This is a genomic window from Agarivorans sp. D1326, assembly GCF_056958115.1.
Window position 1 is genome coordinate 440,894 of the sequence record NZ_JBTWEN010000002.1, and the last position, 21,213, is coordinate 462,106.

The window sequence follows — 21,213 nt, forward strand, 5'->3', positions numbered from 1 at the left end:
GCTAAACTGAACGAGGCCTACTTAATAGGCCTCGATAAGCTTAAGTGATTTCCGCATTGCCTAACAAATAACGATGATAAAACTCATCTTTAGGTACCGGCTTCGCAAAGATATATCCCTGCAAGTAATCACAGGCTACATTTAACACATGCTGACGCTGTTGTTCAGTTTCCACCCCTTCTGCCACTACTTTTAGCCCCAAATGATGAGCCATAGTCACAATGGCCTTAACCAGCGCTACGCTGTCGTTGTCGGTGGTCAAGTGTTGAATAAACGAGCGATCTATTTTTAGTAAATCGATATCTAATTGCTGTAAATAAGACAAAGAAGAATAGCCAACACCAAAGTCATCAATTGCTACATCAAACCCGCGTTGTTGCAGACGAGAGAGCTGATCTTTAATGGAGTCATCGGTGGTCATCAAAACATTTTCGGTAATCTCAATCATAATGCTGTGAGCCGGTAATTCGTGCAGCGCAATGGCATGGATCCAATCATCTATCCACTTACCCCCATCATTAAACTGCGAAGGCGAGGTATTTACGCTAATTTGAATATCATCCAGCCCCTGCTTATACCATTGTGACACCGTGGCAACAGTTTGCTGCATTACCCATTGGCTAAGCTCGCGAATTAGCCCTGCTTCTTCCGCAACATGAATAAATTCTTCTGGTCCCACCACCCCGCGCTGTGGATGGTTCCAGCGCAATAGTGCTTCTGCCTTTTTCACCCCGCCCTCTTCTGTCTCGAACTTAAGCGAGGTTATGGGCTGATAATAGAGTTCGAACTGTTCTTCTTCTAATGCGGTACGTAGCTCTTCTAACAAACGGCGTTTCTGCTGAGCTTCCACCTGCATGTCTGAAGAAAAGAACTGATAGCAGTTTCGACCACGACTTTTAGATACATACATCGCTTGGTCAGCATGTTTTACCACGGCTTCCACGCTATCACCGTCTAGTGGGGAAAAAGCGATACCAATACTGCCACTAACATGAGCGGCTTCTTGTTTAATCGTGAAGCGTTTCGCCAAACCTTGTAATACGGTTTCGGCAATGTTGGCAACTCGCGCTTGTTCGTTTACCCCTTCAATCACAATGGTAAACTCATCACCCCCAAGGCGGGCCACGGTATCTTGCTCGCGCACACAACGTAGGATCCGCTGCCCAGCTTGACTTAACAATACGTCACCATAATCATGGCCTAAGGTATCGTTAATCTCTTTAAAGCCGTCTAAATCAATAAAGATCAGCGCAAATTCAATTTTCTCTTTAACTAATGTATGGAGTTTTTCGTAGAAAAAGTGGCGGTTAGGCAAACCAGTAAGGCCGTCAGTGTAGGCATATTGCAATAGTTGCTGATTTGCTCCCTCAAGCTCTTGGGTTCGCAGCCTTACTTGCTTCTCCAGCATACGCTCACGCAGTTCAATCGTCTCTAACATGCCGTTAAAGCACTCGGTAAGGTTGGCTACCTCATCGTCGCTAGATTGCTGAGCGCGCAAACTATAATCATTGGATGCCGTTACGCGCTCGGCAACATCCGACAAGTGTAATAAGGGACGCAAAAAACCACGTTTTAGAAACAGTGAAAAAGACAAACTTAAGCCAAACGTAATCACCAACAGCACCGCTAAGAATTGCCCATAAAATCCAATTCGTTGGTCTATGTAACTGTCATTAGCCAGTACCGTAAGCGCACCATAAACTTGCTCATCAAGAATAAGTAAACTGCTTACCTCTATCAGTTCGTCGGCTTCTTCTGCTAACTCTTCTTGGTAGTTGTCACTTTCTACCACTGCCAAATTTTGCTGCTCGGTATCGGTAATGGCCGCTCTGATTACGCCTTCACGTAATAACAATGATGAAATCATCTCCTGCATGGCATCTCTGTCATCAAACAACAAAGCGGCTGTGATGTTGGGCGACAAAGTATCGGCTATGTTTTGCAAGCTTTGAGTTTGTTCTCGCTTGGCACTTACAAATTCGTAGGCACTTAACACCACCGTTACCATGGCAGCAGAAAAAATCGCCATACTCATCAAAATGACTAGCAGCTTTTTACTCATGGTATTTATGCTAAGAAAAGACATCTCTACTGCTCCTCCTTAACAACGCGACTCAATCTCAATACCTTTGAGCTCATGGTTATATCGGCCTTTTTAAGTTCTTCGGGGGCAACTTCGAAACGGATTTTTCCAGCTAATAAGAAGAAGCGAATGTGCCCTCCTTGATGAATAAAATCAGGAGTCTCCCCAACCAACATGGTGTGAGGCAATAAGGCTCTGTCTAGAGTTAGCCAGGTTTTTCTATAGGCAGCAGGGACAAACAGTAAGTTACATTGATTTATCGATAACGAATCCAACTCAACTAGGCTCACCCGTATTTCTAATTCATGAATGCGCTGCTTATGGAGCACCCAACTAGCAGTATCGACAAACTCAATGTCTGGGCTACACAGCTTAAAATAACCCAATGGTTTAGCTAAACCTTGCCATTCACTATAACGCGCAAAATTAAACATAAACCCAGCCTTTAAGGCTGCTTCTTTATCAGCTGCACTCACCTCACTAGCAAGGCCCAATATAGCCAAGGTAATGAGTAGCTTAACAAAGCGCCTTATTGCCAACACTGGCTAAAACTCCGCCATAAATCGTAGCACGACACTTTGCTCAATATAGTTTGGAACCGTAAAGGTTTCGGAGGTGTTGTTGTATTCTAGGTGACTACCAGCTAATAAATTTTTGCCTGTTAATGACAGCGAACTATGCGGCATTATCTGCCAAGCCCAACTTAGATCTAGCGCATCATAATCATCTACTGAATAAGCATCGCTGTTAATGGAGCGGAACAAAGCAAAAAAGGAATGCTTCTTAAAAGGTTGCCAACCAGTCTTGGCAAAAATCTGTTTGCTGTCAGAGTCATATCCTATAGCAGGCTGAGTATTTTCTTGTAAGCGATAGCGATAAGCCATTTGGCTGTATCCTAGTTCGGCGCGAAAATTGGCACTTGGTCGCCAAGCAACTAGCGCTTCACCACCTTTCACGTTTAAATCAGCATTAGATGCAACGTCAAATTCAAGCACTGTGCTTTGTAAAGCTTGCTGCGCCTCGATGATTTTACCCTGTGCTAACAAAGCTGCGATTTGATCCAAGTTGGCACTGTCTGGATTAGGCTGCACCGCAAATACATCTTTAGATTGCGTATGAAATAAGGCTAGGTCGAATGACCAATCTTGTTTGCTAAAACGGTACCCTAGTTCGTAAGAAAGAGACTTTTCTGGCTCAACTTGTTGATTGCCGTTCAACACCGTGCGCACGTGGTAGCTATCAATAGCGTCGATACCGGTTTGAAAATACTCGCCAACACGCGTGCCATTAATAGCAGAATCGTAATCAAACTCTGCCAACGATGGGATCCGCACGCCTTGCGATATGGCACTCCAAAGTACATGCTCGTTATTGGGCTGCCAAGTTATACGTGCAACCGGCTGATGCTCCCAACCAGTAAAACTGTTGTGTTCAGACTTGTTACCAAAACTTAAATTTAATTGCTCAGGAATAAGCGCAAATTGCAGCTGTAAAAAAGCGCCATATTGCTCTAAACGGTCGATATCTTCGTCACTACTAATAATGTAGTTTTCTTCAAAAGGTAAATAGCTATTACGGTAGTTTAAACCCCAATCAAGTTGGGTAGCCCCCCACAAGCTATTCATTTGATAATCAATATCCAATGTTTGAAATCGTTCTTCTAAATATAGCTGTTTACCATTTTGAACAGCCCACGAAGCTTGCAACATTTGGTTAGAAGAGCCAGATAGTCGGTGTTCTGCCCGCGCCATAATACGCCCGTCATCACGCTCAAAGCGCTCGGCATATAGGGTGTTTTGGTTTGTGGCTAAAGATAGAGCTTTAAGATTTTGCCCCATATCTGTATGGGTATAACTGAGCTGGGTAAGAATAGACAAATCATCATTAGGCGCAAAATCAAAACGAGCACCAATACTTTGTTGTTTGGCTTCGTCATTAGCAGGTAGCGACTTACCCGTTTTGGCCGCATCAGAATCTCGCACGCTACCATAGATGCGGTAGCTACCGTTAGAGCCAATATTTCCACCGTGGCGCAGCCCTACATCATAATTTAGTTGGTCACCACTGCTTACTTGCACCAAGGTTTCGCGTGTGTCTAAACTATTTTTGGTGATAATGTTAATCACCCCATTGGTGGCATTGCTGCCCCACAATAAACCACCTTGACCTCGAATAACTTCAATACGCTCAATGTCATAGAGAGGTACATCTAAGGTTTCCCAATAAACCCCAGCAAAAGATGGGTTATAAACGCTTTGCCCATCCACCATCACCAATAGTTTACTGGTATAACGCCCAGCAACACCACGCGCAGTGATAGCCCACTGATTACTGTCTAGCTGCCGTACTTCTAATCCAGGTACCAACTTTAATGTTTCTGCCACCGATACCGCACCCGATGCGCGAATGTCTTCCTTGCTTAGTACATATAATGACGCCGCGGTGGTAAACGCTGATTGAGCACGTTTCATCGCAGATGTTGCTTGCACATCTGTAGCCATTAACGATTCTAAATCCAAATTAGGCAAGGGTTCAGCTGCTGCAAAGCTGTAATTAGCCATACATAGCGACCACAAAACACCAGCTGAATACTTCAACTACACCACTCCTTGGGCTTTTAATCTATCCTTGATAACTGAAACAAAAAGCTCGACACGAAATTGGGCGTGAGAACAGAATAAAACTCTGAGCAATTCTTCAGCAAAAATTAGTGACATTTATCTCATAGAAAACAGGCGAGGTAAACTACAAACTGATCTTAGGTATTCGTCTTAGGATTAACTAAATCTCTGATTTATAGCTTAAATACTAAATTCTTCTAGGAACTGAACAGCTTGATTTCGTCCAGTTTTCTTGGCGTGATATAAAGCATCGTCGGCGCGCTGTAATACACTATCGCAATTACTGTCGGTCACTTCTATGCTACTCACTCCTAAACTAACCGTAACATCAACCTGATGATTTAGGGTGGTGAAGGTGTATTCTTCAATCGCTATTCTTATCCGTTCGGCGCTGCGCAGAGCTTCTGATGTTTTAGTATTGGGAAGTAAAATGGCAAACTCTTCCCCGCCCATTCGCGCGCAAATATCCACCTCACGGAGTTGGGTACAAATCTGCTGATACACTTGCTTTAGCACTCTGTCACCACATGGATGACCATATTGATCATTAATCCTCTTAAAGTTATCAATGTCTAACATGATTAAGCTGCAATCAAGAAAGTGACGGTGAAAGGTTTGATAGTGATTCGCTAAACTTTCAAAGAAACGACGGCGGTTAAACGCTCCGGTTAACTCATCGGTTTCACTAAGTCTACGCAGTTGTTGTTCTAGCTTGTAGCGCTCATTAATATTGCGCGCCGCCCAAACCACCGCTCGCTGACCATCTATAAAAGAGTTTAAGGGTAGAATGCGAGCTTCAAACCAATGCTCTCTTTCTAATTTGGCACTTTCACAGTTAGGTAAACGAATATCGTCTGGTGAAATGGCGTACTCCGAAACACGCAAGCGCTGTTCAAAAATACTATTGCGGATTTGTTGTAAGAACCATTTAGCTTTTTCTTCGCTAAATACATCAGATACAAAGCGACCGGTTAATAAACGGCTGCTTGAGAACTCATGGGTCTCTTGATCACCCAAATGAGCAATACAATAACCATCTTCGGTAAATACCAATGTGGAATCGGGAAATGCTGCAACAATCTCCAACAGCTGTGGAGTCGATAAATGCATATAATAAGCCTTAACTAACTGCAAAACAGAAACGACAAGGTTTAGTTACACAAACTACAAATCACTATTATTAGAATTATAAAGCTAAACGAAATTTGAGTTATAGCTGAAGCTTTAGACTACTCTGACCACTTGATGATGAAATTGATTCACATCAATTTGCGAAATAAATAGCAAGTAAATCTAATAAATCATAAGGCATAAGAACATTAATCCACACATTGGCTAATAACCCCAACTAACTCACTAATTAGCTCTAAGCTGGTTTTGCTACCAAGCTGCTATCTAAGCCAACTATTCACGCCTTTGCCTGCATGCTGCATCTTTAATGCACAGTAAAAACTAAATTTTTTGATGGTATTTCAGACAAGCCGACTTAATCGTTAAAACTGTCACAGCCTAATAAAACAACAATTGTACTACCAAGCGTTCAAGATAAAAGTATTAATCAATTGTTAAGGATTTTTGAATAGCTAAGGACAGCTAATGAGTTTATTTAAAGAATTAAACCCTATTAAGTGGGTGGTTTCTATTCTCACCTGTTTGCCCACTAAGTTAGCTATTTGGCTTTTTAACACGCTAAAACTTCATCAGTTTAGCGCTCTAGTGTTAATGGCAATAAGGCTTATCCGCCCAACATTTACAAGCGATACCCAATTAGATGCTTCATCAATCAACTTGAGTTTTCCAACTCAGTTTAGGTATTGCGAACCCAAGTCCCAAGTGCTGTTAAATCGAGATGCTTATACATTTTGACGTCACTTAGACAGAAGCAAATTGTTAATAAAAACAATAAACTCCACATAAGGAATATGATAAAAATGAAAATTAGTTCTATATTTGCAATAGCAATTGCCGTAGCAACAATAACGCCATCCCACGCTAATTATTTTAAGGATGATTTTAGCTGGGGATACAACTCTGGCATTTGGCAAGCCCGTGATGGCAGCAATGGTAGCCCTTTTGGCTGTAAGTTTACTCCGTCTAAAATCTCACCAAGCTCCCATGGTATCACCCTAAACGTAGCGCCAAATCAATGTGCCGAGCTTAGAACCAAATCCTTACTAAGTTATGGCAAGGTTCAATCAAGCTTAAAAACAGGAAATGCCAAAGGTACTGTATCCTCTATATTTACCTACACTTCATGGCACGATGTGCCTGGCCGAGCTTGGCAAGAAATAGACATCGAGTTTTTACCTAGCCTTGGCAACGTTGTACATACTAACCTTATCTACCAACCCCAAGGTGGCCAATACCAAAGCTGGGAACTAGATATTGATTTAGGGCAATATGGTCTAAACATACATCAGGACCTAATCCATATAGGTTTCGATTGGTCTAGCTGGAAAATCGATTGGTACTTGATAGATTCTTCAGGAAATACTCGCATCATTCGTAGCCTGTACAAAGACAATGGGGATGGCTATATTGCCGCAAATGAAGTTCCACAATACGCATGGCCTGTGGATCCAACCCGCATAATGATCAACCATTGGCACGGCGACAACTCCGCAGATGCAATGTACTTCCCGCAAGAGTACTTCTATCAAAACAACTGGGCCTACTACGATTACCTAGAATACACACCTAAATAAACTCAGCTATCGGCAGGCTTTATCAAAGCTTGCCGATTTTGGCCCAAGTTCATCTACTTACTCAGCATACAAGTCCTAACGTCTCTGCGTTAGTTCTCTAAAATTTTTGCCTTTCTTAACATAAGTGTTAGTCGAATCACATCCATAGCACAACATTATTGTAATACCATAACAACAAAAATACATTGCGTAATAAACAAACTATAATCGACTAAACGCTAAGGATGGCACATGCAAATTTCAGTAGTGATGAGAACACTAAGCGGTTTTGCAATTCTATTTGTTTTACTCATTGCAGTAGCGCTGATTGGCCAAATAAACATACGCAACCTAGAAGCACAACTTAATGAAACTGTTGACCGCCTCACCCCTACTGCTGAGCTAACTAATCGCCTATCGGGCCTGCTGCTAAACACAGCATGGGTGATTGGCTTACATAGTAATACTGAGTCCCAAGAACAACTAAGCCAATTAGAGAACCAAGCGTCTAGCTATATGAATAGTTACCAAGATAACTACCAACAGCTATTGTTACTTACTGAAAAATATCCCGATCTACATAATTTGCTTGGCCCAATAGAGGCAAATGCAGAAGCAACATTTAGCGCAGCCAACAGGCAGTTTGTAAGCCATCAACAATGGCTAGTAGCTAACAAATCGGTTGAAAATCTACGCCGTGATTTTAAGCAACAATGGAGTGGATACAATGACGATTTAGATCAGATAGCAGAATCAGTAGACGGCGATGCGCACTGGATTGCCGTTGATCTACAAGCTGATGGTGTAGTGTTAGAGCGCCAGCTTGATGAAGCGTTTTATGCAAAAACGCCTGAGCAAACCAGCCAACAAATGCAGCAATTAAAGAAACTCTATGCCAGTATGATTGAAAAGCGTGACGAGTTAGAGTTCTATATTGAAGATGATATCGAGAACGTGGTTAACTATTTTGTATTACTTAATCAATCGTTAAACTCTAAAGGCTTGTTCAGTGAAATAGACCGCCTCGTACGTTTAACCCAGCAGCAACAAGACAACTTTAAGCAAATTAACACCCAAACTGCGGAAGCTTTAAATCAACTTACTCTAGCCAGTAGCTCGGTATCGTTAATCATTGCCGAAGCGAAAAACCAAGCCAGTGAAAAATCGCAAAGTGCCATTAGCACCATGATTGCCGTAGTGCTTGCCTCATTAAGCATATCGGTACTGGTTGCATGGAGTGTCACATCAAGTATTAAAGGGCCATTGAAGCGTACTTTACAGCAAATGAAGCAGTTAGTTGAAGGCGACTTTAGCAAGCAAATAACCGTCGAACGCCAAGATGAATTTGGCCAAATAGCGCGCCAGTTAAACTCACTTACCGAGCAATTTAACCAAGTTATCGGTTCAATGGTAGACAGTGCAAAACAACTAGAGAACAGCGCCGAATCTGGCTTAAATGCAAGCCAACACTCTCGCTCAATTATATCCGAACAACGCGCACAAACCGACATAGTAGCCAGTGCGGTAAAAGCCATGGAACAAGGAGTACAAGACGTATCCCAACAAGCCAATACCTCACGCGATGATATTGGAGATGTGTCGGCGCTTACTGAGCAAGGCCGACAGGCCGCCCACACCACCCGTAAAACAACTACACAGCTAAAAACAACCATTCTTAATGCAGCAGAGAAAGTTGATACGCTTAAGCAAAGCTCTGATGATATAGGCTCAATACTCGATGTGATTCAAGGTATTGCAGAGCAAACTAACCTACTCGCACTAAATGCCGCCATTGAAGCCGCAAGAGCCGGTGAACAGGGCCGAGGTTTTGCTGTTGTCGCCGATGAAGTGCGTAACCTTGCAAGCCGAACTCAAAATTCGACGACAGAGATCTTCAACGTTATTGAAGGTTTGCAAAAAGGTGCAAACGAAGCCGTAGACTTAATGAAACAGGGCGAAACCATGGTGTTAGAGTGCTTAAGCCAAGCAGAGCAAAGTGACCAACAGCTAGAGAATATAGCCGTTATGCTGGAACAAATTCGCGCCTACAGCCAGCAAATTGCAACAACAGCTGAAGAGAAAATGGCAGTGGCTTCACAAGTAGCCAACAACGTACAAAAGATTGTAGAGCTAGGCCACTCTGCCCACAAAGATGCAGAGCACAATGAACAAGCAAGCGAATCACTAAAAGCCAAATCTGAGCAACAACTCGGGCAACTGGCTATTTTCAAGCTCAAAGAATACTTGCCTGCAAACAATCAAATTGCAACCCAGTAGCTTATTGTGATGAAACCAATAATAAATACGCTGACAAAAACCGGGCTATCTGCGGCGATGTTGGTTGTCTTAACTGCCTGTAGCTCCAACAAACTTAACGATGATTTGCAGAGCCAAGCGCTACACCCAGAAAACAAGCAGATTTTAGCAAGCGCTAACTTGGATGCAGATGGCCCAGACTACAGACAATCCGCTTACCAGCTAATTCGTCAGCAGTTTGGCAAGAACGCCATAGAATCACCTGATATCTTTCAAAAAGACCACCAAGGTGAGCTCCACATACAAGAGCACACAGACAAGCTATACGGCCCCTATTTTCGCTTTATTTTGCACCGAGATTTAGATGGCAATAAAGGAAAGTATATCGATAGGCAACGCAATGAAATTAAAGTCTATGGCGGCTCAGCAGACGCGCTAAAAGGCTACCAAGGCAGTCACTTCTCATACAGTTGGAAGTTTCGCGTTAGTAATGACATGCAGGTGACCAACAAGTTCACCCATTTGTTTCAACTAAAAGCTGTTGGCGGTGAAGATTCAATGCCAATTATTACGTTAACCGGAAATACTCGCAATGGTAAAGCAGATATAGAAGTAAGACATAGTCCATTACGCCAAACCCGTATTCTAGCAAGAGCAGATTGGGACTTGATTCAAGGAGAGTGGCTAGAAGCCAAGGTTCAAGCCAAATACAGCGAACTCGGTTGGTTCAGCTTAAAACTGGTTCGTTTAAGTGATGGAGCAGAAATATTTAACTTTCGCGAAGACAAGCTAGACATGTGGCGAGGTGTGAGCGAACAACATTTTGTTCGCCCTAAATGGGGAATTTATCGCTCGCTTGTTGAAGCAAACAAACTTAAACCAAGTGTACATGTAGACTTTGCTAACTTTAGCATCAAGCAATTTGTTACATACTAGCGGGATTAACCACAGTCACTCAGCTTGTTATTTACCAAGGCATAAGTACAGCTGCTAATTAATGCAACTTGCTCAACTTGCATAAAGTGCCCCTGTTCCGCTAGGCGAATAACTTTGGAGTGTTGGGCTGGTAAGTATTGCTCGGCAAAATCAGCATTTTTGGGATCAACCAAATGGTCTTTACCACCTTGTACCAACACCACAGGTATATTAAGCGAAGCTAAACGCTCGGCCGAATCAGCTAAACCATCTTGCAGGGCAAACATATCCAAATTAGCTTGGTTAAGTTGTTTCCCCATATCAGATAAAGACAATAAAAAGTGCCCTACACTACTTCTAGCAAACTTGTTATACCAACGTGCTTGAGTAAGCTGTTTACTCATTCCACCAGCCAACAATAACAAACCATCAACTTGCTGGGGGTTATGCTCAGCAATAATAGGCGCTAAGGACGCGCCCCAAGAATGCCCTACAAGAATTAGCGGCAGCTCAGGGTACTTTTGCTTTAAGTGTTGAATGAGAGGTGAAATCAGCTTCGCTTGAACCTGCATGTTAGCAACGGGTTTAGCTTGGTCTTGATATTGCGACAATCCCCAGCCAGGTCTATCAAAACTAACCACGCGTATTTTACTCGTTAATGAAGGCTCAGTAATCAAGTAAGCACTGTCTTGCCAAGACCCAGGCGTACCGTGGATCCACACCATCACTGCCTGCTCTGCGTGCCCATTAGCATGTACGTTCAAAGAAAAATTATCCGCAGTAAGTTGATAGTGTTCGATATCGGGGTTAGATAACAAATCACTTTGAATAAACTGCTGTTGTTGCTTTATCGCACTAGGCATCGGGCTACAGGCTAACAATGTGCAGAGCCCAGCCGAAAGACCTAAACACAACATCACTCTCTTCATTAAGAAGCTAAAATCCATAATCAGGCAACACCAAAGCAATAAACAGTCACTAAAACACTAGAAAGTGAAACAACCAAGTAAATTTCACATTCAATTACACTAGCCCAAACTTGACCCATTACCAGCACATCGCCATAATCTGGGCTCTTCCTCCCCATGGCATTAAAAATGACTAACCCAGAAGATTCACCAGAAGAAATTGAAGTAGAAGCCACCGAAGTATACGTGGACGAACAGCCTATCGAGCTTTACAAAGTATTAAAGATAGGCAATCTGGTGAATGGCGGCGGCGAAGCAAAAATGGCCATAGCAGAAGGTTATGTTGGGCTTAACGGTGAACTCGAACAACGTAAACGCAAGAAGGTGTATGCGGATGACATCATCGAGTTTAACGGTCAGTTTTTATATGTTGTTTGTGATCAGCCTATTTCTGAGCCAGAGCCTAAGAGCTCAGCGAAGAAAGGTTCAAACAAGCAAAAAAACAAGGGAAATAAAGCAAGCAAGCCTAGTCAAAAACCTACAGCAGCCAAACAACCTACCGAAAAGCAAGCTCAACGAAATGCCATAACAGGTCGCCACTCAATCAAGTTCTAGTAGCTAAAAGCCTAGAAATAAAAAGGCAGCCAAAGGCTGCTTTTTAGTAAACACAAACATAAAAAAAGCCGCTCAATGAGCGGCTTTTTTACTAAGTAGTAAGCTTACTTCTTAGCTTGACGTTCTTTTTCTTCTGCGATTACCGCTTCAGCCACGTTTTGTGGAGTAGCAGCGTAGTGCGAGAATTCCATAGAGAACTGACCACGACCAGAAGTCATAGTACGTAGAGAACCAATGTAACCGAACATTTCTGCTAGTGGTACGTCAGCTTTAATACGTACGCCAGTTACGCCAGCTTCTTGGTCTTTAATCATGCCACGACGACGGTTCAAGTCACCAATAACATCACCAACGTGATCTTCTGGAGAGAATACGTCAACTTTCATGATTGGCTCAAGAAGTTGTGGGCCAGCTTTTGGTACAGATTGACGGTAAGCGCCTTTAGCTGCAATTTCAAAAGCAATTGCTGATGAATCCACTGCGTGGAAAGCACCATCGTACAATTCTACTTCCATATCTAGTAATGGGAAGCCAGCTAGTGGACCAGTTTCCATCATCACTTCGAAGCCTTTTTGAACTGCAGGCCAGAATTCTTTAGGTACGTTACCACCAACAACAGTTGAAGAGAACGTGAAACCAGAGTTAGGCTCACCAGGCTTGATACGGTAATCAATCTTACCGAATTGACCAGAACCACCAGACTGTTTCTTGTGCGTGTAGCTATCTTCAATTGCTTGAGTAATAGTTTCACGGTAAGCAACCTGAGGTTGACCAACAACTAGGTCTACACCGTAAGTACGCTTCAAGATATCAACTTTAATGTCTAGGTGAAGTTCGCCCATACCTTTAAGGATGGTTTCGCCTGAATCTTCGTCAGTTTCAACTTGGAAAGAAGGATCTTCTGCAACCATTTTACCGATAGCAATACCCATTTTCTCAGTTGAACCTTTATCTTTAGGTGCAACAGCAATCGAGATTACAGGAGTTGGGAATACCATAGGCTCTAGGGTACAAGGGCTCTTAGGATCACATAAAGTGTGACCAGTTTGAACGTTCTTCATACCTACGATAGCGATAATGTCACCAGCTTGAGCGCTAGTTAATTCATTGCGGTCGTCAGCTTGCATTTCTACCATACGGCCAACACGCTCTGTTTTACCAGTAAACGCGTTAAGGATGGTGTCACCTTTGTTCAACACACCCGAGTAGATACGTACGAAGGTAAGCGCACCAAAGCGGTCATCCATAATTTTGAATGCTAACGCGCGTAGTGGTTCGTCAGCAGAAACAATAGCGTGGTTGCCAGTTTCTTCGCCTTCGTCATCCATAAGAGGTTGAGGATCAACTTCAGTTGGGTTTGGCAAGTAATCAACAACAGCATCAAGTACTAATTGAATACCTTTGTTTTTGAATGCAGAACCACAGTAAGTTGGGAAGAAAGACATATCACGAGTACCTTTACGGATACACGCTTTAAGTTGCTCAATAGTAGGTTCTTCACCTTCCATGTAAGCCATCATTAAGTCTTCATCTTGCTCAACTGCAGTTTCAACCAACATTTCGCGGTATTCAGCTGCCTTCTCTACCATATCTTCTGGGATATCGGTAACTTCGTAGTTCTCAGGAAGACCTGTGTCATCCCAGATGTAAGCTTTTTCAGATAGAAGGTCAACAACACCAACGAAGTCGTCTTCGATACCGATAGGTAGAACCATAACTAGTGGGTTAGCAGCTAGTACGTCTTGAGTTTGCTTAACTACGCGGTAGAAGTCAGCACCCATACGGTCTAATTTGTTTACGAAGATGATACGAGCAACTTCTGATTCGTTAGCGTAACGCCAGTTAGTTTCTGACTGAGGTTCAACACCACCAGAACCACAGAATACACCGATACCGCCATCAAGTACTTTAAGTGAACGGTATACTTCAACAGTGAAGTCAACGTGTCCAGGAGTATCAATAACGTTGAAGCGGTGGTCGTTCCAGAAACAGCTTACTGCTGCAGACTGAATAGTAATACCACGCTCAGCTTCCTGTTCCATGAAGTCAGTAGTAGACTCACCGTCATGTACTTCACCAGTTTTGTGGATCTGACCAGTAAGTTTTAGGATACGCTCAGTTGTGGTAGTTTTACCTGCATCAACGTGAGCAAAAATACCAATATTTCTATATTTTGATAAATCAGCCATTGTTCAACTCTAATTCAATTGTTTTTCAAATTCGCGGGGAGTATACCACTACTGTCGCACAAGGCGAGAGGGTGAACTGTATTTGAGCGATTTATTGCGAAATTTCTTTAAAAAAGTGTCTTTAATTAGCGTCAACAACTAGCCGCAAGCCTGTTAACCACGGGTTTTCACTTAAATTAATATTTTCTGCTCACTCAACAAAAAAAGTATAACTCCCCTACCCAATAATCAGCATAGTTGGCTTAATCGTTAGCGCAACCGGATTATTGCCCTTATTACCACCACCTTTGTTAGCAGTAGCTTAGGCTAGCATTACTTCTTTTTATCCATCATTGCTTTAAGATCAGCAAACGGGTTTGAGGTTGCCACTTCTTGCTTTAAATCACTACCGGCTTCTACTGTTGAGCCGTATTGAGCAGCTTCGGTATATTTAGAATGCTCATGATCATGACAGTACAAACATAACAGCTCCCAGTTAGACCCATCGTTTGGGTTGTTAGTATGATCGTGGTCGATATGGTGCACGGTTAATTCACGCAAATTAGAGTAAGGAAATTCACGTGCGCATCGCCCACAAACCCAAGGGAATAATTTCAACGCTTTCTCGCGGTAACCTTGTTCAAGGCTTGCGTAATTATTTGGAATATTAGCCATTCTCTGCTCCAGCTATTTTTGCCAAACACTATAACATCAGCACAGCTAAAACACGCAACTAAGCGGGCTTGTTTTGTTCAGCAACAGAAACTTGGGTAAGCGCTTTCATATTTATCAAAAATAAACCACACTAAACTTAGTTGCGCTAAGGGAACAGCCATGGATAAATCGTTAACTCAAGTACACTGTAATCGTTGTGAATGCAGCACCACCACCGACAAAGTAAACGGCTGGCGGGTATTTTTGTATAACGGTTTGGAGCTGCCACTCCGCAGAACCTTGGGTTGGTGCAAACAATGTGAAGCGCTAGTAACTGCGGAAGAATTTAGAGATATAAACCTCATAATCAAAGAAATGGGCGAACTGGTTCGGCAAGTATCTGCCTTAGAGAAAACCCTGAAAACTAACTACTGGCAACGGCTACTTAATCGCAAGCTTCGTAGAGTGCGCCGTCGCTCTGTGGAAAACTTACTAACCCTAGGTGCAGAACTTGATGTTGCCAGACAACGGGCAAATAAAGCGAGGTGTGTTTGCTGCGACTCTTTAGATGTAGAGGTTATAGATTCTTCATTAAACATTGTTGAGCAATTTTGGCAGCACAATAAACGTAATGAAGTTGCCACTGGGTTAACTCATCCCGGTTGTGGCGGCGAGTTTGTTGCACGTTCCAATTCAAAAGTAGCGGGTAAACATGCGACCGCCACTTCATCAGAACCACTCCCCACAGCAAACTCTCATAAACAAGACCAACAAAGTGTTGCCTAAGGCAACACTTTTTAAATTAACAAGACAACAATTGATGCACCTGCTTAGCTCGCTCTCCCCAGCTTTCTGAACGCACACTCATTCGTTGAAAAGACGTTCTACGATGCTGCAATGCCGAAGGAGTATCTAAGCTGTCTTGCAACGCTTGAACCATTTGAAACGGCTCTTCAACTTGCGTCACCATGCCTGCGTAAGGTTTAAGCGCAGGGAAAGGCGTGCTTACAATGGGGCGCCCCGCGGCCAAATACTCACGTAACTTAAGTGGGTCACAAGAAGCTATTTGCTTACAGCTTTTAAAAGGTAACCAAGATACCTGCCAATGCTGTACATAACGAGGTAGCTCACTATGGGCAACTGCTGGGTACACTTCTATATTGTCTACTTGTTTAAAAGCAGAAATATCGGTTTGCACTTGGCCAATAAATACAAAGCGCCACTCGGGTAAAGCCTTAGCGACTTTAACGATTAAAGGGATATCTAACCAAGCTGCTATAGAGCCATAAAAACCAGCAACCGGACCGCCTTGTAAAATAGATGGCGCTGGGCTCGAAGGGCGAACAAACAAGTTATAGTCTACCCCGTGCGGTAAAATACGAGTTTTCAAAGCCAGATGTGGTTGCTTAGAGAACTTACGTAACAGCATGTCACTAGCCACTAGCACGTGGTCAGCCTTTTCAACTAACAGCTTTTCACACTCAGTAACATGTTGGTGGTCTACGCCAGCTAGTGCATTAAAATCATCGCCACAGTAATAAATGACTTGCCTCTCGTTTAGGTGGCCTAACATATCTACCGCCGTTGGTAAGGCAATCCAAAGATCAGGGTTTGTTAACTTAAGGCGCTTAACTTGTTTATTTACCTGGGCTTTTAACAAGCAGCGGTTAAGCCAGCGAAACAAACGACTGCGTGGCGCAGGCAAGGCTATTGGCGACAATACATGAATATTGGCCGGCTTTTTAGCTGATGCTTTTCCTGTAGAATCTTGAGCTTTCGCGTTTGTTTTGGCCGCACCAATCATCGACTTCATTTTTTCTAGTACTCTTTTAGCATCTCGCAGGCTCAAGCGTGGCCTACGTAAACCAATAGAATTAATCCAAAGAATACGGTGGTTTTTAGCCAGTTCGGTTATCACGTGTTGGCTGCTACTTGGGTGGCGTTGCCAATCTTCACCAAATACTATGAGATCGTGTTTCATGTTATTTCTCCTCAATCGATTTAATGACTTTGGCGGGCACACCTGCGGCCAAAACACCTGCCGGCAAACTTCTCGTCACAATGCTACCTGCAGCAACCACTGTACCTTTACCAATAGTTACCCCAGCCATAACTGATACACCGGTAGCTAACCACACGTCATCTTCAAGAATAACGTCGCCAACCTGCTCATCTAGCTCGGGCAAGCCAGCAGCTCGTTGCTCTGCGTTTAGAGGATGACCTGGGTAGCCAGCAATAAAACAGCGCCCAGCTAAACGTACGTTGTTTCCCAAGATAACTTGTCTGCCAACGGCGATGGTAGTTTGCCAGCCAACATCCACGTTATCGCCAATCTTTAATAACGCGGGCTCAGCTGCACTGCTTCGTCCACTAAAGGTGGTCGCCCCAGAAATTCGGCAGCGATTGCCTAATTCAATATTTAGGCCTTCACTAATAAGTGGCATTCCACCGTATAGATACAAGGCCTGAGAAGGGCCGCTGGTTTTACTTCTAAACAAAGGCGTCCACCACAATATGCGCAGCACACTGCTTAAGGCATTAGATAAACTGGTTTGAAGGCGATAAAGCACCGAGAACAACAATGGCACTTTAGGTAGCTGACATAACCTTAGCGCCTTTAAAAACCTAAATAGTTTTTTTGCTACGGCAGAGTCACTACTTTTTAGCCAATGCTTAGTATGATGAAAAAACATGCTGCTCATATAATTCCCCTATAACAGGTAGATGTGTTGTCTTAAGCTATAGGTAGCAGCATTTATGCCAATAAACTAAAATCAATTTATTCAATAACTTACAGAGAAAAACAAAGAGCGAATTGCAGTTTGCAATTCGCTCTTTGGGGCTCAAGCATAAGCCTTCTTAAAATGCATTTTGGGCTTTACCAATGGCATTGCCCACAGCAACAACCAGCTTAAGCCAATGGCCGGTAATAAAGAGGTCCAGATAGAAGATGCCATAAACGGAACGATTAGAAGCAAACCTAAAGGAGGGAGTAAAGCGCTGAGCAGCACAGCTACTTTATAAGGCAAGGCCTGTAGGCGTAAGCTCAGTGCGGTGAATAGTATAAAGCGCAGGGCAAATACACTGTTAGTGGCCACAATAAGCCCCCAAACGCCCCAGCTTGGAATGAGTAAGTAATACAGTCCAACAGCCAATAACGCAGACAAGGCGTTTATTCGGGGAAGCCAAACTGGGCTATTAGGTAAATAGCAGCCTATGTCGGTTACCGCTGTAGCTAACTTAAAACCTAAAGCCAGCAACATTAACGGCAGCCATTCTATACCACCTAAGTATTCAACTGGCAGCACCCACTTAAGCACTATAGGCGCAAACAAAGCGGCAGACAGAATTAGCAACATAACCGCCAACAGCAAACGCTGATGAACCACACAGACTTCATTCGCCCCATTGCTTAGCTGCAACACCGTAAACCGACGTGGTAACCACCAGCTTTCTAATACACCAAATGCCATGGCGGTGGCCTCAACCACTTTAATCATAATGGCGTACTGGGCTAACGTTTCTGCGCCTAACCACTCTGCTAGTAGCAGCCGATCTAAACCATGCATAATGAATAGCGCGAGCGAAGCGCCAATTAAGCAGCGTTGATAACTTAAGGTTAACTTGGCAAGGGCAAGATCTAACTTCAACTTCAGCTGTTTGCGGCAAAACCACAAACCAATACTTAAACCTAAAGCATTGGCACAAACGCTAGCAACAATAACCGCATCCATCCCCCAGCCTTGCTGCAAACCAAATAAAGTCATTACTACTTGGCAACTCGCTTGCGCCACAACTAAATAAAAATAACTGTCAGCGCGGCGCTCAATGCGCAGCCACATCATAATAGGCTGCAAAGAAATGGATAAAGCAATAACCGCAGAAACGCCAGCTAACTGAATAAGACTTAACTGAGAGAACACCTCTAGCGGTACTAGGGCTAGTGCTGTTCCTGCCAATACGGCTAGCACTAGGCCGTAACTCAAACTTAATAAAACAGACGACGAAATAAGGTTCGCTTTAGCCATAGCATCTTTACACTCTGGGTAAAAACGTGGCAAAGCACCTGCACTTATTTCTAACAACGAACACAGAGAAAAAATCACCACAAGACTTTCCAACACGCCGTATTCTTGCAAACTCAAATAGCGCGTGGTGACAGGCAGCATCATTAAGCCAATGCCTTTTTGCAGAATCATGAGTACGCCATATATACCCATTTCCTGTAAGGACTGGCGAGCTTGCTTAAGCTTATTCCACAGCATAATTGGCTCTCCCCGCTCGAATGCGAATTAACCACAGAGCCCACTCTCGGCTTTGCCATTTACTAAAGCTGCTTACAAAATAATTATCTTGGGTTTGCGAGTCACTGTTGTTTAGCTGATATTTTTCGATGAGGTGCTGGGTAAAGCGCCAATAACAGAGTAAATCGAACCAACTCACTTGGGTTCTTAACTGCAAATAAGCATGCCGACAAAGCATTTCCAAACACAGCGGCGCAGCTTTAGGCAACAATTTGCTTTGCTCCATGCGCTGCATAAAATCGCCAATAGATGACATACGTGCATACAAACGATGTTTATCGGCGCCAGCGCGTCGACAAATGCCCTGCGGATTATGCCGATAAAAGTAGTAAGCTTGCTCAATATGCACCACAGTATCTGCGAACAACTCGGCCATGTAAGAGAAAATTTCATCTTCAAATAACTCTCCTTGCGGAAATACTATTTGATGCTCAAAAATAAACTCTCGACGAAATAACTTGTTACATACCGAGGTATTCTCGCTAATATTTTGATGGGCGTAGCACTCTACACCCTGGGCAGAAAACTTACTAAAACCACAACTTACCCAATCCGCTTGCTGCCCACTGGCCTCATTAAACAAATGCTGATACATGTTTTCATCTACGTAATCATCACTGTCTAAAAACCCAAGATACTGGCCCTTAGCGTGGCTCATTCCAATGTTTCGCGCTTGAGCTAAACCCACGTTTTTATCTAGCTTAACAATGCGAATTGCCAACCTGGATTGCTGAGCAAAACGCGTCGCTAGTTGATAAGCCTTATCCGGTGAAGCATCAATCACCACAATAACTTCCAGTGAACTTAGTTGCTGGTTTTCTAGGCTAGTTAAACATTCCCACAAATATTGCTCGGTATTAAACACCGGAACCACCACTGACACACTGACCTGAGAAGCAAATACACTTTCCATTATTTAGCTCCTTCACTACTCAAGCTGGGCGATAACAGCCCTGCAGAAAACTGTTGTTTGAACTGGCGCGCCTTTACCCAATAACTCAGCAATACAATTTGTGTGGCCGAGCCCCTAAATTTTAAATAACGGCTTACTTTGTAGTCTTGTAGAACAACTGCGCAGCGCTCAAGCAAACGGTACTTACCCACTAGATGGTCGATAAAACTAAAGAAGCCCAACAAATCAACAGCAGAAATATGATAATAAAGCGCGCTTAAAGCGTGATTAGCTAAACACTGCAGCAGCTCCGCCGCATGATCTTCAATAGCGCCCCGGCGCTCCATATCGGCTAAAAACCTTGCCAGCATCAACTGCTTATCATAGAGGTTGAATCGACCGTGGTTATCTCCACGGCACAGGCCTTCTGGACTCATTCGGTAGTTGTAAAGCACTTGATTAACCTCTGCTACATTCTCGGTAGCAAAGCGTGCGGTATACGCAAAAGGTTCATCTTCAAAAATCACATTGCTATAAAAATTAATTTGCTTGGAAAGCAGATAAACACGACGAAACAGCTTGTTAGTCACAAAGGTATCGTCGTAATACTCTTTGGTAGGAATGTTGTGGTATTCCACACTAGAGGCATGCGTTTCAAAAGAGCGCATTTGGCAACTCACCACATCGGCATTGGTTGTGAGCGCTTTGCAAAACATCAGTTCAAACATATTTGGCTCTGCATAATCATCGCTGTCTACAAAACCAATGTATTCACCCTGCGCCGATTGCATGGCAATGTTGCGAGCCATCGACACACCCACATTTTTTTCCAATACAATTTTGCGAAAGCGTTCTGGATATTGAATACAAAACTCGCCAGCAATCGCTGCGCAGTTGTCTGGAGAGGCATCAATAACCACTATTACCTCAACATGTTCGAGCGTTTGCTTGGCCAGTGAGCTCAAACAACTTGCTAGGTACTGCTCAGATTTATAGACAGGAACAATAATAGATACGTTAAACATGGCGATGCCCTCTTTTGCTATTCTTCGACCCGTTATTTCGAGTTCGAATTCAGGTCATAGCAACACTAGAGCAAAAGCTAGGCCATCC

Annotated in this window: 17 protein-coding genes; 5 read left to right on the plus strand and 12 right to left on the minus strand. The window is 43.3% G+C overall.

Translation table 11 applies throughout. The annotated features are described in order from the left end of the window. Positions 1–40 precede the first annotated feature (40 nt). From ACYFDN_RS05875 to ACYFDN_RS05890, 4 genes are all read right to left on the minus strand, one after another. Positions 41–2,086, minus strand: a complete 2,046-nt coding sequence (locus ACYFDN_RS05875; RefSeq protein ID WP_016400523.1) for a putative bifunctional diguanylate cyclase/phosphodiesterase — start codon at positions 2,084–2,086, stop codon at positions 41–43. A gap of 2 nt (positions 2,087–2,088) precedes the next feature. Next, positions 2,089–2,625 (minus strand): YfiR family protein, encoded by a 537-nt coding sequence (locus ACYFDN_RS05880; protein ID WP_483510309.1) that lies wholly within the window; start codon positions 2,623–2,625, stop codon positions 2,089–2,091. Between the two features lie 3 nt (positions 2,626–2,628). Next, positions 2,629–4,680, minus strand: coding sequence for a TonB-dependent receptor plug domain-containing protein (locus ACYFDN_RS05885; protein WP_483510310.1), 2,052 nt, complete (start codon positions 4,678–4,680; stop codon positions 2,629–2,631). A gap of 204 nt (positions 4,681–4,884) precedes the next feature. Next, positions 4,885–5,814 (minus strand): sensor domain-containing diguanylate cyclase, encoded by a 930-nt coding sequence (locus ACYFDN_RS05890; protein ID WP_406608845.1) that lies wholly within the window; start codon positions 5,812–5,814, stop codon positions 4,885–4,887. 821 nt (positions 5,815–6,635) lie between these two features. Here ACYFDN_RS05890 and ACYFDN_RS05895 point away from each other — a divergent pair. The 3 genes from ACYFDN_RS05895 (at position 6,636) to ACYFDN_RS05905 (ending at position 10,580) form a co-directional block, all read left to right on the plus strand. Beyond that, positions 6,636–7,409, plus strand: coding sequence for a family 16 glycosylhydrolase (locus tag ACYFDN_RS05895; RefSeq protein WP_483510311.1), 774 nt, complete (start codon positions 6,636–6,638; stop codon positions 7,407–7,409). A 231-nt stretch (positions 7,410–7,640) separates the two neighbouring features. Continuing rightward, a complete protein-coding gene (locus ACYFDN_RS05900; RefSeq protein WP_483510312.1) occupies positions 7,641–9,665 on the plus strand; it encodes a methyl-accepting chemotaxis protein in 2,025 nt (674 codons plus the stop codon). Positions 9,666–9,674: 9 nt separating this feature from the next. Next, positions 9,675–10,580: a heparin lyase I family protein gene (locus tag ACYFDN_RS05905; protein WP_483510313.1), complete on the plus strand. Its 906-nt coding sequence runs from the start codon at positions 9,675–9,677 to the stop codon at positions 10,578–10,580. A 5-nt stretch (positions 10,581–10,585) separates the two neighbouring features. On the opposite strand, the gene ACYFDN_RS05910 is transcribed toward ACYFDN_RS05905, so the two are convergent. Continuing rightward, complete coding sequence (locus tag ACYFDN_RS05910) at positions 10,586–11,488, minus strand: alpha/beta fold hydrolase (RefSeq protein WP_483510314.1); 903 nt, start codon at positions 11,486–11,488, stop codon at positions 10,586–10,588. A 168-nt stretch (positions 11,489–11,656) separates the two neighbouring features. Between ACYFDN_RS05910 and ACYFDN_RS05915 the strand changes: the two genes are divergently transcribed. Continuing rightward, a complete protein-coding gene (locus ACYFDN_RS05915) occupies positions 11,657–12,082 on the plus strand; it encodes an RNA-binding S4 domain-containing protein (RefSeq protein WP_483510315.1) in 426 nt (141 codons plus the stop codon). Positions 12,083–12,186: 104 nt separating this feature from the next. Here ACYFDN_RS05915 and fusA read toward each other — a convergent pair whose 3' ends face one another. Next, entirely contained in the window at positions 12,187–14,271 is a 2,085-nt protein-coding gene (gene fusA / locus ACYFDN_RS05920; RefSeq protein ID WP_016400532.1) for an elongation factor G, read from the minus strand. 312 nt (positions 14,272–14,583) lie between these two features. After that, a complete protein-coding gene (locus ACYFDN_RS05925; RefSeq protein ID WP_152782311.1) occupies positions 14,584–14,925 on the minus strand; it encodes a YajD family HNH nuclease in 342 nt (113 codons plus the stop codon). Positions 14,926–15,084: 159 nt separating this feature from the next. On the opposite strand from ACYFDN_RS05925, the gene ACYFDN_RS05930 reads away from it, so the two are divergent. Then, on the plus strand, positions 15,085–15,690 hold the full coding sequence (locus tag ACYFDN_RS05930) for a hypothetical protein (protein ID WP_483510316.1): 606 nt from the start codon (positions 15,085–15,087) through the stop codon (positions 15,688–15,690). 16 nt (positions 15,691–15,706) lie between these two features. Here ACYFDN_RS05930 and ACYFDN_RS05935 read toward each other — a convergent pair whose 3' ends face one another. From ACYFDN_RS05935 to ACYFDN_RS05955, 5 genes are all read right to left on the minus strand, one after another. Then, a complete protein-coding gene (locus ACYFDN_RS05935; protein WP_483510317.1) occupies positions 15,707–16,885 on the minus strand; it encodes a glycosyltransferase in 1,179 nt (392 codons plus the stop codon). 1 nt (position 16,886) lies between these two features. Next, entirely contained in the window at positions 16,887–17,606 is a 720-nt protein-coding gene (locus ACYFDN_RS05940; RefSeq protein ID WP_483510319.1) for an acyltransferase, read from the minus strand. 141 nt (positions 17,607–17,747) lie between these two features. Then, on the minus strand, positions 17,748–19,169 hold the full coding sequence (locus ACYFDN_RS05945) for a lipopolysaccharide biosynthesis protein (RefSeq protein WP_483510320.1): 1,422 nt from the start codon (positions 19,167–19,169) through the stop codon (positions 17,748–17,750). Further along, on the minus strand, positions 19,156–20,121 hold the full coding sequence (locus ACYFDN_RS05950; RefSeq protein ID WP_483510321.1) for a glycosyltransferase family 2 protein: 966 nt from the start codon (positions 20,119–20,121) through the stop codon (positions 19,156–19,158). The genes ACYFDN_RS05945 and ACYFDN_RS05950 overlap by 14 nt, the downstream gene beginning before the upstream one ends. Continuing rightward, positions 20,121–21,125, minus strand: coding sequence for a glycosyltransferase family 2 protein (locus ACYFDN_RS05955; protein WP_483510322.1), 1,005 nt, complete (start codon positions 21,123–21,125; stop codon positions 20,121–20,123). Before ACYFDN_RS05955 ends, ACYFDN_RS05950 begins: the two co-directional genes overlap by 1 nt. Between the last annotated feature and the right edge of the window lie 88 nt (positions 21,126–21,213).